Consider the following 15,559-nt stretch of genomic DNA (forward strand, 5'->3'; position numbering starts at 1 on the left):
ACGCTCGGCTGGGAAACCCCAGCCGAGCGCCTGCATAAACTGCTCGCGGCCTGATCAACACGACCACGTGTTGCGACGACCCCTAGAAACCGCCGAGGAGGGAGCGGGCCTTGCGTGCTTCTCAGGGAGGGGACCGTTCGTGCGCCTACAGGGGCGCGGGGCCGTACCGACATGCGGCTTGGCGCGTGGGCGCGGACGATCCACGACGACCGTCAGCCGCCCGCGCCGTCGCGCCGACGGCGAGACGGCGCAACCGCCGCCCTTACCGCCCGGCGAACTGCTTGCTGACCGAGTCGTACACACCCTTGGCCACGGGACCCAGCCGCGGACCGGCGAGCCAGCCCGAGGTCACCGGACCGATGGACGTGTTGGACACCAGCGCCGGCTTGCCGTCCGCGCCCGTCTCCACCCAGCCACCGCCGGAGGAACCGGCCGTCATGGTGCAGCCGATCCGGTACATCGTCGGGTCCGACCGGTTGATCGACAGGCGGCCGGGCTTGTCCTTGCACTGGTACAGCAGCTGACCGTCGAACGGAGCCGCCTCCGGGTAGCCGGACGCGGTGATGCTGCTGACCTTGGGCACCGCCGGGGCGTTGAAGTTCACCGGCATCGCACCGCCGACGGCCTCCTCCAGCGACTCGCCGCCGTTGCCCTGCTCCGGCGTCACATGGATCACCGCGAAGTCGTACGGGGCGCCGTTGCCGCCGCTCTCACCGCCCTGGTCGATCCACTGCTGCGAGGTGCGCGCGGCGTCGGCCCACCAGACGCCGTACGGGGCCACCTCGGGCCTGCCGGCCTGCTGCAGCTGGGCGGCCGACTTGCCCGCGTTGTTGTACGACGGCACGAAGGCCATGTTGCGGTACCAGCCGCCGTTCCTGCCGGCGTGCACACAGTGACCGGCCGTCCAGACGAGGTTGGACTTGCCCGGGTGCGCGGGGTCCTCCACGACCGTGCCCGAGCAGACCATGTGGCCCTCGGGGGAGTCGAAGAACACCTTGCCCGAGGCGGCCGCGCTGGTGTGGTACGGCGGCGCCACCGCCTGGGCCTTCACCGGCTGCGGGGTCGGGTCGGTCACGCCCTGGTCACCGGAGATGTCGTTGTCGTCGACCCCCTTGGTCGGGTCGTTGGCGTGGCGCATCCGGTCGGGGTCCCACAGACCCTTGATGATCGGGTTGATGAAGTCGTTGGCCTCGCGCAGCCAGTCTTCCTTGTTCCAGTTCTTCCAGGCGCCGTTCTTCCACTTGTCGATGTCGATCCCGTGCTCCTTCAGCCTCTTCTTGAGGTCGTCCGGGATCCTGATCTTTCCGTCGCCGGTGCCGGCGACGGTCGCCGAGGCGGTCGGCTTGTCGTCGGCTTTGTCGTCGCCGTTGCAGGCGGTGGCGGTCAGCGCCAGCGCCGAGGCGAGGGCGACCGCCGCCAGTGCGGGGGAGGAACGTCGGGGACCCCTCCCTCGCCGAACGCTGAACGACGGCCGTATGGATCGCATGCTCTTGACTCCCCCTGCTGTGAAGGTACTCGGCGCTTCGGCCGCGCAACCGGCCGTGAACCCACGGGGAGTTCATGCCGGTCTCACGACCCTCTCGGAACGGCAACACACACTATGCGCTCGCTGTGGGGGACTTCCGACGGAACGGCAACGGTTCGGCTACAAGCCGTCTGACCAGGACAACCATTCGCCGATTGCCCCATCTGACGTCCACTCGGCACTGTCACCGCACCGACATCCGCACCTGCCCGCCCGTCTCCACACCCTGTCCGGACGGCCGGCCCTCGGCACACGGACCCCGCGCTCCGCCGGCCGACCACGCTCGCACGGCACCGCACCGAGCGGGCCGTCCCACCGCTCTTGAAACAATCTTGCGCGAAGCCGTAACCCGTCGACCCGTCCGCGGTTGTAGCGGTGGGGGGCCAGCTGCCTGCATCCGGTCCCCGTGGGAACAAGTCGCCTCTGGACAGCGGGAGGACAGCAAGCCGTGGCCGTTACGGAGTCGATGGCTGGAGGCATGCACGGGGAAGCTCGTGGCGTGCACGAGGGAATTCTCAGACGCCAGTCGGCGCGCGAGTCTTCCGCCCGCACCTACGCCCGGGCCCTGCCCATCGTCCCGGTCCGGGCGCGAGGGCTCACCATCGAGGGCGCCGACGGCCGCCGCTATCTGGACTGCCTCTCCGGCGCGGGAACACTCGCCCTCGGCCACAATCATCCGGTCGTGCTCGAAGCCATCCGCGCAGTCCTCGACTCCGGCGCTCCGCTCGCGGTCCTCGACCTCGCCACTCCCGTCAAGGACGCCTTCATCACCGAGCTGTTCCGCACCCTCCCACCCGGTCTCGCCGACCGGGGCCGTGTCCAGTTCTGCGGACCGGCCGGCACCGACGCCGTCGAGGCGGCCCTCAAACTGGTCCGGACCGCGACCGGCCGCACCGGCATCCTCGCCTTCACCGGCGCCTACCACGGCATGACCGCCGGCGCCCTGGCCGCCTCCGGCGGTGCCCGTGACGTCCAGGTCGCCCGGCTGCCCTACCCCCAGGACTACCGCTGCCCCTTCGGCGTCGGCGGACCTCGCGGCGCCGAACTCGCCGCCCGCTGGACCGAGTCCCTCCTCGACGACCCCAAGTCGGGCGTGCCCCTGCCCGCCGGGATGATCCTGGAACCCGTCCAGGGCGAGGGCGGCGTGATTCCCGCGCCGGACGACTGGCTTCGCCGCATGCGGCAGCTCACGGCCGACCGGTCCATCCCGCTGATCGCCGACGAGATCCAGACCGGAGTGGGCAGGACGGGCGCCTTCTGGGCCGTCGACCACAGCGGCATCACCCCCGACGTCATGGTGCTGTCCAAGGCCATCGGCGGCAGCCTCCCGCTGGCGGTGATCGTCTACCGTGACGATCTCGACGTCTGGCAGCCCGGCGCGCACGCGGGAACCTTCCGGGGCAACCAACTCGCCATGGCCGCGGGCACCGCGACCCTCACCTATGTCCGGGAGAACGGCCTCGCCCGACGCGCCGCCGAGCTCGGTGCCCGCATGCTGACCCAACTCGGGCAGCTGGCCGACACGTTCGCATGCGTAGGGCAGGTGCGGGGGCGGGGGCTGATGATCGGGGTCGAGCTGGTGAACCCGGAATGCGACGGTACCGAGTCCGCCGGCCACCACCCCGGCCCTCCAGGTCCGGAGCCCACCCGCACCCCGCACCCGGCCGCGCCCGAGCTCGCCGTGGCCGTCCAGCGGGAGTGTCTCCAACGCGGGCTGATCGTGGAACTCGGCGGCCGCCACTCGGCCGTGGTCCGGCTGCTTCCTCCGCTCACGATCAGCGACGAGCAGGCCGCAGCGGTCGTGGACCGCCTGGCGGACGCGGTGGCGGCGGTGGCCCGCACCCACGAGGACCACGGCCGTCACCGCAGCCGACAGCACGGCCCGGCCCAGCGCGCGGGCTGAGGCGGCACCCACACCGCCCGGCGCACGAAGCCGGCACCAGCCTCCCGCACCCCTTGCCTCCCTCATCCCCTGCACCTCCTCACAAGAACGCCAGGCCCGATCCGGCCTCCCATGACCCACCCCCAGCCCTTCCGTACACATCCGCTCTCCCCGTCGAACCGGTCCCGCGACGCGGCCAGACCCACCGCCGCGGCGACCGTCGGTCTCGGAGAAAGGGCGACCGAGCGACGGCACGAGCCCCGCACACCCCCAGCCGGCCAAGAGGAGCCGTCATGAACGCCAGCCCCACTCCCGACGGCAGCTCCAGCGGTCCCGACGACCAGGGAGACTCCGCCAGCCCGGCCTCTTCCGTGCCGCTGGCCGATGCGGTTCCGCAGCAGAAGAGGCGCACCGTGGATCTCACCCGGGTCACCGAGCCCGGCTCCGACCTGCTGGAGCATCCCGACCCCCGCACCGCGGCCCAGGCCGCCACCGTCGAGAACCTGTTGCGGTGCTGGGTACGCGAGAACGACCTCGGCGCTCCCGAGGACGGCATCCTTCACCTCCTGCTTCCGGCCAGCGGCACCTCCCTGTTCGTGCCGGTCCGCCACTGGTCCCCGACGGGCTGGCACCGCTTCGGCCCGCCACGGCTGACCAGCGCCCCCGCGACCGCCCTTCCCGTCGATGCCGTCACCTTGGCAGCGCTGCTCGCCCGGGAGACCTCCGGTGGCACGGGCAGCAGCACCTCCCTCACCCGGTCCCGGACCTCCATCCACACCGGCCTCCACGACGACGGCGATCTCGTGGCCAGGGTGGCCGACTCCCTCCGCCGCACGGCGACCTTCATCCGTGACCGTCGCGAGCACCCCACCGACGACACCTCCGACCTCTTCCTCTGCGCCGAACAGGCGCTGCTCCTCGGTCACCCCCTCCACCCGGCCCCCAAGAGCCGGGAAGGCCTGACCGAACGCGAAGCCTCCCTGTTCTCACCGGAACTGCGCGGCTCCTTTCCGCTGCACTGGGTGGCCGTCGCCCCCTCTCTCCTCGCCACGGACTCGGCCTGGACCGAGCGCGGTCGTCTCGTTTCCGCCGATCACCTCACCCGGCGCCTCGCCGGAACCGACCTTCACCTCCCGGACGGCTACTCCGCTGTCCCCCTGCACCCGTGGCAGGCCCGCGAACTGCGCCACCGTGAAGCCGTCGCCGCCCTGTTCGACTCCGGGCTCCTGCGCGACCTCGGTCCGCTCGGCACCCGCTGGCACCCCACCTCCTCCGTACGCACCGTTCACCGAACCGGTGCCGCCGCGATGCTCAAGCTGTCGCTCGGCCTGCGCATCACCAACTCCCGCCGGGAGAACCTGCGCAAGGAACTCCATCGGGGAGTCGAGGTGCACCGACTGCTGCGCACCGGCCTGTCCAAGCAGTGGCAGGCCGTCCATCCCGGCTTCGACGTCGTCCGCGACCCGGCGTGGCTCGCCGTCGACGCCCCGGACGGACGACCCGTGCCGGGACTCGACGTCCTCATCAGGCACAACCCGTTCGTGCCGACCGAAGACGTCGGCTGCGTCGCCGGACTCGTCTCGCCCCGGCCCGTTGCCGAACCCGAGGACGACTCCTCGTCACCACAGGTGCCTTGGGCCATGCGTTCCCGACTGGCCCAGCTGGTGACGAGGCTCGCCGCACGCACCGGCCGGTCCCTCGAAGCCGTTGCCGCGGAGTGGTTCCTCCGGTACCTGGAGCAGGTCGTCCGTCCCGTGCTGTGGTTGGACGGCGAGGCCGGCATCGCTCTCGAAGCCCACCAGCAGAACACCCTGCTTCTGCTCGACGGCCACGGATGGCCCGCCGGCGGCCGCTACCGCGACAACCAGGGCTACTACTTCCGCGAGTCCCGGCGAGCCGAACTGGATGCCCGGCTGCCCGGCATCGGTGAGCGCAGTGACACCTTCGTGTCCGACGAGGTCACCGACGAACGCTTCGCCTACTACCTCGCCATCAACAACGTGCTGGGTCTCATCGGTGCGTTCGGTTCCCAACGGCTGGCCGACGAACGACTTCTCCTCGCGGCCTTCCGACGCTTCCTCAGCGACGCGGCCGCAGGACCCACCGCCCTGCGCACCTCCCTGCCCCACCACCTGCTGGACTCACCCGTGCTGCGCTGCAAGGCCAACCTCCTGACCCGGCTGCACGGCCTGGACGAACTCGTCGGCCCGGTCGACACCCAGTCGGTCTACGTCACCATCGCCAACCCCCTTCATTCCTGAGCGAACCGAACCGTCTCCCGCACTTCCGAGGACCATGACCCACCTCGTCTCCTGAGAGGAGCGCACCATGCCTCCCACCGATGCGAACGCCGGCGCCGGGCCCGCCCCTACAGAGGCCCCTGTCCGCACAGGCGCCCCTGTCCACGAGGGTTCCGCCGCTCCCCGGACGGGGGGCAGAGGCATCCGGAGCGCCCCGTTCACCGGGTTCGCCGTCGAGGACGACGACGGGGACTGCGAGGACACACTGGACCTGCATCTGCCCGCCGAGTTCCTCGCTCTCTTCGCCGCAGGGACCACGTATCTGCTGGACCAACTCCACACGTGGGGCCCGACGGTGACTCGCGTCGGCACCTTCCAGCTCCTTCCCGTGCGTCTCGATGAAGACATCCCGCTCGTCCATCGCTGGATGAACGACCCCGCCGTCGCGGAATTCTGGGAGCTGGCCGGGCCCCGGAGCCGGACGGAGGACCACCTGCGCGCCCGGCTCCACGGGGACGGGCGCAGCGTGCCCTGTCTCGGCGTACTCGACGGCACACCGATGAGCTACTGGGAGATCTACCGGGCAGACCTGGATCCGCTGGCCCGCCACTACCCGGCCCGCCCCCATGACACCGGGATCCACCTGCTCGTCGGCGGGGCCGAGGACCGAGGGCGGGGGCTGGGATCCGCCCTGCTGCGAGCCGTAGCCGATCTGATCCTCGACCGGCGCCCCGCGTGCGCACGGATCGTGGCGGAACCCGACCTTCGCAACACCCCCTCCGTCGCAGCGTTCCTGAGCGCCGGCTTCCGGTACGCGGACGAGGTCGACCTGCCGGGCAAGCGGGCCGCCCTCATGATCCGGGACCGGGTCCTGCGCGATGCTCTGTAGCGCCACGTGACGGCGCGTTCACATGTAGTACGCGCGACGGGCCGTCGGAGTTCCCCTCGTTCCGGGAAGTTCTCGAACGGGGGCCCACCGCCCCACGGCATCGCCCGCATCCCTTCTCTCCGCCGCATTGCCGCCGCCCGTCCTCGCCCCACTCCCTGTCACGGTCCGGTCATCTGCTCGGACTCGAAGTCCCAAGCCGCGGCCCGGCCCTCCGGAACCCCAGCCGGCAGCCTTCCCAGCGTCGTGCCGGCCCCTTCCCAGCCTTGTGCCGGCCTGCAGCCTTCACCCCGCCCCGGCCCCCAGCCTCGTCCTCTCCGCTCCTCGACCCACCCAGGAGTCCGGCCTTGATCACGCCCTCCGCCCCCGCCGTGACCGCCCGTTTGTCGGTGCCGGGCCGTAGGGTGGTCGGGCTATGACGAAGCCCTCACTTCCCGAACTCCTGCATGCCGCTGTCACTGCCGTCGGTGGCACGGAGCGCCCCGGCCAGGTGACCATGGCCGAAGCGGTCGCCGAGGCGATCGACGACGGATCCCACCTGCTGGTCCAGGCCGGCACCGGCACCGGAAAGTCGCTCGGCTATCTCGTGCCGGCGCTCGCGCACGGGGAACGGGTGGTCGTCGCGACGGCAACGCTCGCGCTGCAGCGCCAGCTCGTGGAGCGCGATCTGCCGCGCACGGTCGAGGCCCTGCACCCGCTGCTGCGCCGCCGCCCGGAGTTCGCGATGCTCAAGGGCCGGTCGAACTACCTGTGCCTGCACCGCCTGCACGAGGGCATGCCGCAGGACGAGGAGGACGGTCTTTTCGACCAGTTCGAGGCCGCGGCGCCCACCAGCAAGCTGGGCCAGGACCTCCTGCGGCTGCGCGACTGGTCGGACGAGACGGAGACGGGTGACCGGGACGATCTCACTCCGGGAGTGTCGGACCGGGCCTGGGCGCAGGTGTCGGTGTCGTCGCGGGAGTGCCTGGGTGCGTCGAAGTGCGCGTACGGCGCCGAGTGCTTCGCCGAGACGGCCCGCGAGCGTGCCAAGCTCGCCGAGGTCGTGGTCACCAACCACGCGCTGCTCGCCATCGACGCCATCGAGGGCGCGCCGGTGCTGCCGCAGCACGAGGTACTGATCGTGGACGAGGCCCATGAACTCGTCTCCCGCGTCACCGGCGTCGCCACCGGCGAACTCACGCCAGGCCAGGTCAACCGGGCGGTGCGCCGCGCCGCCAAGCTCGTCAACGAGAAGGCGGCCGATCAGCTGCAGACCGCCGCCGAGGGCTTCGAGCGGCTGATGGAGCTGGCCCTGCCGGGCCGTCTGGAGGAGATCCCGGAGGACCTCGGCTACGCGCTGATGGCGCTCCGGGACGCCGCCCGTACGGTCATCTCCGCCATCGGTGCCACGCGCGACAAGTCGGTGCAGGACGAGGACGCGGTCCGCAAGCAGGCGCTGGCCTCGGTGGAGACGGTGCACGACGTCGCGGAGAGGGTCCTGAACGGGTCGGAGTGGGACGTCGTCTGGTACGAGCGGCACGACCGCTTCGGCGCGTCCCTGCGGATCGCTCCCATGTCGGTCTCGGGCCTGCTCAGGGAGAAGCTCTTCGCCGACCGCGCCGTCGTCCTCACCTCGGCGACCCTCAAGCTGGGCGGCGACTTCAACGGCGTCGGCGCTTCCCTGGGGCTCGGCCCCGAGGGCGTGGAGGGTGAGGACCTGCCGAAGTGGAAGGGCGTCGACGTCGGCTCGCCCTTCGACTACCGCAGACAGGGCATCCTCTACGTCGCCAAGCACCTCGCACGCCCCGCGCGTGACGGTGAGCGTTCCGACATGCTCGACGAGCTGACCGAACTCATCCAGGCGGCCGGCGGCCGCACCCTCGGGCTGTTCTCGTCGATGCGGGCCGCACAGCTCGCGGCGGAGGAACTGCGCTCGAGGATCCCCGAGTTCCCGATCCTCCTCCAGGGCGAGGAGACCCTCGGCGAACTGATCAAGAACTTCGCGGCCGACCCGAAGACGTGCCTGTTCGGCACCCTGTCGCTGTGGCAGGGCGTCGACGTTCCGGGCCCCAGCTGTCAGCTGGTCGTCATGGACAAGATCCCGTTTCCCCGCCCCGACGACCCCTTGATGAGCGCCCGGCAGAAGGCCGTGGAGGAGGCGGGCGGCAACGGCTTCATGGCGGTGGCCGCCACTCACGCGGCCCTGCTCATGGCACAGGGCGCCGGCCGGCTCGTGCGCGCGTCGGGGGACCGGGGCGTGGTCGCCGTACTGGATCAGCGGTTGTCCACCGCACGGTACGGCGGCTATCTCAAGACGTCACTGCCGGACTTCTGGTACACCACGGACCGTAACCAGGTGCGCAAGTCGCTCGCGGCGATCGACGCGGCGGCCAAGGCTGGCGAAGCGCAGCAGGCGGCCGAGGCGAAGTGATCCCCAGGTGATCGCGGGAGTGGCCCGACCGGCGCGGGCCGGGCTGCCTTCGGCGGTCGAGGACGCCGGGGGACCGGCCTGGCCTTGACACAGCAGGACCCCGGAACCGGCGCAGGGGTTCCGGGGCCCGGTCAGGGTGCGAGCGGCCGTCGGCCTGCCCGCCGCGGGCGTCACACGCGCCGCAGCACCGCGACGACCTTGCCCAGGATGGTGGCGTCGTCGCCTGGGATCGGCTCATAGGCTGCGTTGTGCGGGAGGAGCCAGACATGGCCGTCCTCGCGCTTGAAGCGCTTGACGGTGGCCTCGCCGTCCAGCATCGCTGCCACGATGTCGCCGTTCTCGGCGACCGGCTGGCGGCGCACGGTGACCCAGTCGCCGTCGCAGATCGCAGCTTCGATCATGGAGTCGCCGACGACCTTGAGGACGAACAGTTCACCGTCGCCGACGAGCTGGCGGGGGAGAGGGAAGACGTCCTCGACGGATTCCTCCGCGAGGATGGGGCCACCGGCCGCGATGCGGCCCACCAGCGGGACGTACGACGCGGCGGGCTTGCCGGCGGTGTCCGTGGGCTGCACGGTCACGGCCTGGTCCGAGCCGCGCACCTCGTACGCGCGCGGGCGGTGAGGGTCGCGGCGCAGGAAGCCCTTGCGCTCCAGCGCCATCAGCTGATGGGCGACCGAGGAGGTGCTCGAGAGCCCTACGGCCTGACCGATCTCCCGCATCGACGGTGGATAGCCGCGCCGCTGAACGGAGTCCCGGATGACTTCGATCACGCGGCGCTGCCGATCGGTGAGTCCGGAGCTGTCGGCTCGGATGCCGGGAGGTCGGCCCGGCAGGGAGCGCTTGTGGCCCTCGGGATTCGTGGCTTCGTTCATCACGTGTACCGGCTCGACTCGGCCCGGGGAGCGGTCCTGGGCAGTGATGGTGGCACTGTCTGCGGTGGTGGTCACGTCGGCCCCTCTCGATGGTCTCCCTGCTGCACAACGGTAGTTGCTTTCGAAAGGTTGCGCCAAACACACGTTCGAGTGAAAAAGTGCGATTCACCTGCCGAGATCATGTGTCTGGGTGTATTGCTAACGCGCCACCTGGCGGACAAAAGCGCCCATTGTTGTACTCTTCACCGCTGGGGTGCCGACCTTGTGGGCCGTCGCCTCAGTCTGCCATCCGGAGCCTGCCCGTCCGGGTTCCGGGTCTGCTTGTGTGCCGGAGTCCCACGCGTCCTCCCTGCGGCGCCCACGGTATCTCCGTATGCCTCACGGCGACACGGGTCTGCACCCGCGTGTCCCCGGTGCGCCGCCTGTGTGCGGTGAGTCCGCTTTCTTCCCTGCGACACGCGAGCCTGCCTCGGTGTATGAGCCAAGCCCTACATCTAGTGGTTGGATGGCTACAGCAGCCCACAAGTTGTGGTCCCCCGGGTCTGAGACGGCTCCGCGATCGCCTATGCTTAGGGCTGCTTCGCGGGGCCCGTGGGTCCGGTGAGGTTCATGAGTCTGCTGTGAGGAGGGTTGGAGATCATGCACTGCCCCTTCTGCAGGCACCCCGACAGCCGTGTGGTCGACAGTCGTACGACCGACGACGGCACGTCGATCCGCAGGCGTCGCCAGTGCCCTGACTGCTCCCGTCGTTTCACGACCGTGGAGACGTGCTCGCTCATGGTGATCAAGCGGTCCGGAGTCACCGAGCCTTTCAGCCGTACCAAGGTCATCAACGGCGTGCGCAAGGCGTGCCAGGGGCGGCCTGTCACCGAAGACGCACTCGCCCAGCTCGGCCAGCGGGTCGAGGAGGCGGTGCGGGCCACCGGAAGCGCCGAGCTGACCACCCACGACGTGGGGCTGGCCATACTCGGCCCGTTGCAGGAGCTCGACCTCGTCGCCTATCTGCGATTCGCCTCGGTCTACCGGGCGTTCGACTCGCTCGAGGACTTCGAGGCCGCCATCGCGGAGCTGAGGGAAGCGACGCGAGGCCCCGCCGCGGACGAGGAAGACACTGGATCGGGGCGCCAGGAAGACGATCGCGGGCCCGGCGGGACCACTCAGGTCCCCGTGCCCGCCCACGCCGCCGACTGACCGGCGGGCCGGAAACCGGGAGGAGAGCCGGGTTCCGGCCGGGAGGCGGCGATTCAAGACCCGTTGCGGGTGGTATCCGAGGGTGCCCGCAACACAAGACACACCACCGTGCCACGGGAACAGACGGGGCACTTCAGGGCGTTTTTGCCCGTAGAGGGAGGCGGCATGACAGAGACGGCGAGCGGTCCGGCACGAGGTTCCCGAGCCAAGGGCGGCAAGGCGGGGAACAAGGGACTGCACATCGAGCGTATCCACACCACCCCCGGCGTGCACCCGTACGACGAGGTGTCGTGGGAGCGCCGTGACGTCGTCATGACCAACTGGCGCGACGGCTCGGTCAACTTCGAGCAGCGTGGCGTCGAGTTCCCCGACTTCTGGTCGTTGAACGCGGTCAACATCGTCACCAGCAAGTACTTCCGCGGTGCCGTGGGCACCCCGCAGCGCGAGACCAGCCTCAAGCAGCTGATCGACCGCATCGTGAAGACGTACCGGAAGGCCGGCGAGGACCACAAGTACTTCGCCTCGCCTGCCGACGCCGAGATCTTCGAGCACGAGCTGGCCTACGCCCTCCTGCACCAGATCTTCAGCTTCAACAGCCCCGTCTGGTTCAACGTGGGCACCGCGCAGCCCCAGCAGGTCTCCGCCTGCTTCATCCTGTCCGTCGACGACTCCATGGAGTCGATCCTCGACTGGTACAAGGAAGAGGGCATGATCTTCAAGGGCGGCTCCGGCGCCGGCCTGAACCTCTCCCGCATCCGCTCCTCCAAGGAGCTGCTGTCCTCCGGCGGCAACGCCTCCGGCCCGGTCTCCTTCATGCGCGGCGCCGACGCCTCCGCCGGCACCATCAAGTCCGGTGGTGCCACCCGCCGCGCCGCCAAGATGGTCGTGCTCGACGTCGACCACCCCGACATCGAGGACTTCATCGAGACCAAGGTCAAGGAAGAGGAGAAGATCCGCGTCCTGCGCGACGCGGGCTTCGACATGGACCTGGGCGGTGACGACATCACGTCCGTCCAGTACCAGAACGCCAACAACTCGGTCCGCGTGAACGACGAGTTCATGAAGGCGGTCGAGGACGGCGGCAACTTCGGCCTGCGCGCCCGCATGACCGGCGAGGTCATCGAGGAGGTCGACGCCAAGGCGCTCTTCCGCAAGATCGCCGAGGCCGCCTGGGCCTGCGCCGACCCGGGCATCCAGTACGACGACACCATCAACAACTGGCACACCTGCCCCGAGTCCGGCCGCATCACCGCGTCGAACCCGTGCAGCGAGTACATGCACCTGGACAACACGTCCTGCAACCTGGCCTCGCTGAACCTGATGAAGTTCCTGAAGGACGACGGCAAGGGCAACCAGTCCTTCGAGACCGAGCGCTTCCAGAAAGTCGTCGAGCTGGTCATCACCGCGATGGACATCTCGATCTGCTTCGCGGACTTCCCGACCCAGAAGATCGGCGAGAACACGCGCGCGTTCCGCCAGCTCGGGATCGGTTACGCCAACCTCGGTGCCCTGCTGATGGCCACCGGCCACGCGTACGACTCCGACGGCGGCCGCGCCCTCGCCGGCGCCATCACCTCCCTGATGACGGGTACGGCGTACCGCCGCTCCGCCGAGCTGGCCGCGGTCGTCGGCCCGTACGACGGCTACGCGCGCAATGCCGACGCCCACAACCGCGTCATGAAGCAGCACGCCGACGCCAACGGCAAGGCCGTCCGCATGGACGACCTGGACACCCCGGTGTGGGCCGCGGCCACGGAGGCCTGGCAGGACGTCGTCCGTCTCGGTGAGAAGAACGGTTTCCGTAACTCCCAGGCGTCCGTCCTCGCCCCGACCGGCACCATCGGTCTCGCGATGTCCTGCGACACCACCGGTGTCGAGCCCGACCTGGCTCTCGTGAAGTTCAAGAAGCTGGTCGGCGGCGGCTCGATGCAGATCGTCAACGGCACCGTGCCGCAGGCCCTGCGCCGCCTGGGTTACCAGGAGGAGCAGATCGAGGCGATCGTCGCCCACATCGCCGAGCACGGCAACGTGATCGACGCCCCGGGCCTCAGGCACGAGCACTACGAGGTGTTCGACTGCGCCATGGGCGAGCGCGCCATCTCCCCGATGGGCCACGTCCGCATGATGGCCGCGATCCAGCCGTGGATCTCCGGTGCCATCTCCAAGACGGTCAACATGCCGGAGACGGCGACCGTCGAAGAGGTCCAGGAGATCTACTTCGAGGCCTGGAAGCTGGGCGTCAAGGCGCTCGCCATCTACCGCGACAACTGCAAGGTCGGCCAGCCGCTCTCCGCCAAGACCAAGGAGAAGGAGAAGGCCGAGGTCACGGAGAAGGCCGAGGCCACCATCCGTGAGACGGTCGAGAAGATCGTCGAGTACCGCCCGGTCCGCAAGCGCCTCCCCAAGGGGCGCCCGGGGATCACCACGTCCTTCACGGTCGGCGGTGCCGAGGGCTACATGACCGCCAACTCCTACCCGGACGACGGTCTCGGCGAGGTCTTCCTGAAGATGTCCAAGCAGGGCTCGACTCTCGCGGGCATGATGGACGCCTTCTCCATCGCGGTCTCCGTCGGCCTGCAGTACGGCGTGCCGCTGGAGACGTACGTCTCGAAGTTCACCAACATGCGCTTCGAGCCGGCCGGCATGACGGACGACCCGGACGTGCGGATGGCGCAGTCGATCGTCGACTACATCTTCCGCCGCCTGGCGCTGGACTTCCTGCCCTTCGAGACCCGCTCCGCGCTCGGCATCCACTCCGCCGAGGAGCGTCAGCGGCACCTGGAGACCGGTTCCTACGAGCCGGCCGACGACGAGGTCGACGTCGAGGGCCTGGCCCAGTCGGCGCCGCGTGCCCAGGAGCTGAAGGCGGTCGCCGCGCCGAAGGCCGAGTCCGAGGCGGCCAAGCCCGCCCCGAAGCAGGCCCACACCAGCGCCGAGCTGGTGGAGATGCAGCTGGGCATCCAGGCCGACGCCCCGCTGTGCTTCTCCTGCGGCACGAAGATGCAGCGGGCCGGTTCCTGCTACATCTGCGAGGGCTGCGGCTCCACCAGCGGCTGCAGCTGACGACGCGGTTCGTTGAAGTGAAGTAAGGGGCGCCGGCCATTGCCGGCGCCCCTTACCGCTACTGGGCTCTGCCCATGACCCGGGTGAACGTCGCCGGGTCCTCCTCGAAGCCGTGCACGCCGGGACGGAAGGCCCACTCCCCGGAGCCGTCCCGTACGAACTCGGCGATCGTGGCCGCCGTCGCGCCGAGCACCGAGCCGAAGTCGTCCTCGGCCAGCACGGTGTATCCCTCGCGGACGCGCATGGCCGGATTCAGCACGTCGGCGAACGTCCTCCGCCCGTACCGCTGTTGGATGACGACGCCGACCACCACGCGCGCGTACTGGTCGCCGAGCCGGTCCAGTTCCAGCGTCATGACCTCGTCCCAGCCGAAGCCCCTGCCGTCCGTGCTGTCCCGGTTGAGGAAGATCGTGCCGTCCGGTGAGCGGCTGTCGAAGTGCACCAGATAGGCAGGAGTTCCGTACGCGTCGCCCGACACGAACGTGGCGGCGACGATGTCGAGATCGGTGGGCGGCTGCCCCACCGGACTGGGGTCCCACTTCAGCCCGACCTCGACCTTGCGGATTCCCTTGCTGAAGCCGGTCAACAGGCTCCCCCTTCCCCCGAGTGGCTGCCTCGGTCCCCAACTCCCCCGGAGCCAGGGTTCCTTGTCCATCGTGCCACGCGCGCGGGGGCGCATGCGCGGGCGATCTCCGCCGGAGCGTGACCGACGCCACGCCTGGTGGCCTTACGATGGCGCGGTGCTGGTCAAGTGGATTCGCTGCACCGTGGTGGACCGCCGCGGCTTCGAGCGGGGGCAGCGGAAATGGGCGGGGCTTCCGGGGGAGCCGGGTTTTCGCGGGCAGGGCGGAGGCTGGAGCCGGCGGCGCCCGGGCGTGGCGCACATCTTCGCCTTCTGGGAGAGCCGCGCCTTCTACGACTCCTTCATGGCACGCTCGCACGACCGCCTGGCGGCCGCTCAGTCCGGCACGTTCAAGGACGCCCGGGTCAAGCTGTTCGAATACCGCTTCGACGTGAAGACGGGCTTCGAACCGCGGTTCACCGACGCCGATCTGATCCGCGTGGCCCTGTGCCGGATCCACGAGGAGCGCGTCGAGCACTTCACCCTCATGCAGGAGAAGGTGTGGAACCCCGCGATGGCCGGTTCGCCCGGCATGATCCGTGGAATGTTCGCCGAAGCCCCCGAGCATGAGTTCCTGGTCCTGTCGATGTGGCGGTCGGCGGCCGAACACGGCAAGTACCGCACCGAGCGCGTGGAACGTCTGGCCCTGCGCGCCCAGACCGAGGCCGACGTCGCGAGGCTCTCCGGTGACATCGTGGAGCTGGAGCCGTCATGGACGGTATGACGTCAGAGCCGTACGTTTGAATAACGAACCAACGGCTCGAAGAAGCCCCCAGCGTGGTCCAGGAACGGCCCCGGGCACCGTATTCGTGTGACCTACGCCGTATGGAGCCCGTACGAGTGCTCGACTCTCCCTCGCTCGATC

At 69.8% G+C, this 15,559-nt stretch carries 10 protein-coding genes; 7 read left to right on the forward strand and 3 right to left on the reverse strand.

The features are described 5' to 3' along the window. Positions 1-262: 262 nt before the first annotated feature. Positions 263-1,486 carry a hypothetical protein gene (locus ABZ919_RS02880; protein ID WP_361241841.1) on the reverse strand — a complete coding sequence of 408 codons (1,224 nt, stop codon included), beginning with the start codon at positions 1,484-1,486 and terminating at the stop codon, positions 263-265. A 505-nt stretch (positions 1,487-1,991) separates the two neighbouring features. Between ABZ919_RS02880 and ABZ919_RS02885 the strand changes: the two genes are divergently transcribed. From ABZ919_RS02885 to ABZ919_RS02900, 4 genes are all read left to right on the forward strand, one after another. Next, complete coding sequence (locus ABZ919_RS02885; RefSeq protein ID WP_361241844.1) at positions 1,992-3,428, forward strand: diaminobutyrate--2-oxoglutarate transaminase family protein; 1,437 nt, start codon at positions 1,992-1,994, stop codon at positions 3,426-3,428. 272 nt (positions 3,429-3,700) lie between these two features. Further along, entirely contained in the window at positions 3,701-5,668 is a 1,968-nt protein-coding gene (locus tag ABZ919_RS02890) for an IucA/IucC family protein (protein WP_361241847.1), read from the forward strand. Positions 5,669-5,735: 67 nt separating this feature from the next. Then, positions 5,736-6,536, forward strand: a complete 801-nt coding sequence (locus tag ABZ919_RS02895; RefSeq protein WP_361241849.1) for a GNAT family N-acetyltransferase — start codon at positions 5,736-5,738, stop codon at positions 6,534-6,536. A 412-nt stretch (positions 6,537-6,948) separates the two neighbouring features. Continuing rightward, the gene (locus tag ABZ919_RS02900; protein WP_361241852.1) at positions 6,949-8,943 is read left to right on the forward strand and encodes an ATP-dependent DNA helicase; all 1,995 of its coding nucleotides are present in this window, start codon (positions 6,949-6,951) and stop codon (positions 8,941-8,943) included. Between the two features lie 170 nt (positions 8,944-9,113). Here ABZ919_RS02900 and lexA read toward each other — a convergent pair whose 3' ends face one another. Further along, entirely contained in the window at positions 9,114-9,893 is a 780-nt protein-coding gene (gene lexA, locus ABZ919_RS02905; protein WP_361241855.1) for a transcriptional repressor LexA, read from the reverse strand. Between the two features lie 564 nt (positions 9,894-10,457). On the opposite strand from lexA, the gene nrdR reads away from it, so the two are divergent. Continuing rightward, complete coding sequence (nrdR, locus tag ABZ919_RS02910) at positions 10,458-11,009, forward strand: transcriptional regulator NrdR (protein WP_361241858.1); 552 nt, start codon at positions 10,458-10,460, stop codon at positions 11,007-11,009. Positions 11,010-11,174: 165 nt separating this feature from the next. Beyond that, entirely contained in the window at positions 11,175-14,072 is a 2,898-nt protein-coding gene (locus ABZ919_RS02915; protein ID WP_361241861.1) for a vitamin B12-dependent ribonucleotide reductase, read from the forward strand. 58 nt (positions 14,073-14,130) lie between these two features. Here ABZ919_RS02915 and ABZ919_RS02920 read toward each other — a convergent pair whose 3' ends face one another. Beyond that, a complete protein-coding gene (locus ABZ919_RS02920) occupies positions 14,131-14,658 on the reverse strand; it encodes a TerD family protein (protein WP_361241863.1) in 528 nt (175 codons plus the stop codon). A gap of 154 nt (positions 14,659-14,812) precedes the next feature. Here ABZ919_RS02920 and ABZ919_RS02925 point away from each other — a divergent pair, with 154 nt between their 5' ends. Beyond that, a complete protein-coding gene (locus ABZ919_RS02925; protein ID WP_361241866.1) occupies positions 14,813-15,418 on the forward strand; it encodes a YdbC family protein in 606 nt (201 codons plus the stop codon). Positions 15,419-15,559: the final 141 nt, after the last annotated feature.

Origin of the sequence: Streptomyces sp. NPDC046759, from assembly GCF_040645475.1 — a bacterium.
In the GTDB taxonomy this organism is placed as follows: Bacteria; Actinomycetota; Actinomycetes; order Streptomycetales; family Streptomycetaceae; genus Streptomyces.

What these genes read in the sequence shown, in the direction of transcription:
- ABZ919_RS02880 (WP_361241841.1), bottom strand. Translation starts at nt 1,486, where the DNA reads ATGCGATCCATACGGCCGTCGTTCAGCGTTCGGCGAGGGAGGGGTCCC.
- ABZ919_RS02885 (WP_361241844.1), top strand. Translation starts at nt 1,992, where the DNA reads ATGGCTGGAGGCATGCACGGGGAAGCTCGTGGCGTGCACGAGGGAATT.
- ABZ919_RS02890 (WP_361241847.1), top strand. Translation starts at nt 3,701, where the DNA reads ATGAACGCCAGCCCCACTCCCGACGGCAGCTCCAGCGGTCCCGACGAC.
- ABZ919_RS02895 (WP_361241849.1), top strand. Translation starts at nt 5,736, where the DNA reads ATGCCTCCCACCGATGCGAACGCCGGCGCCGGGCCCGCCCCTACAGAG.
- ABZ919_RS02900 (WP_361241852.1), top strand. Translation starts at nt 6,949, where the DNA reads ATGACGAAGCCCTCACTTCCCGAACTCCTGCATGCCGCTGTCACTGCC.
- nrdR (WP_361241858.1), top strand. Translation starts at nt 10,458, where the DNA reads ATGCACTGCCCCTTCTGCAGGCACCCCGACAGCCGTGTGGTCGACAGT.
- ABZ919_RS02915 (WP_361241861.1), top strand. Translation starts at nt 11,175, where the DNA reads ATGACAGAGACGGCGAGCGGTCCGGCACGAGGTTCCCGAGCCAAGGGC.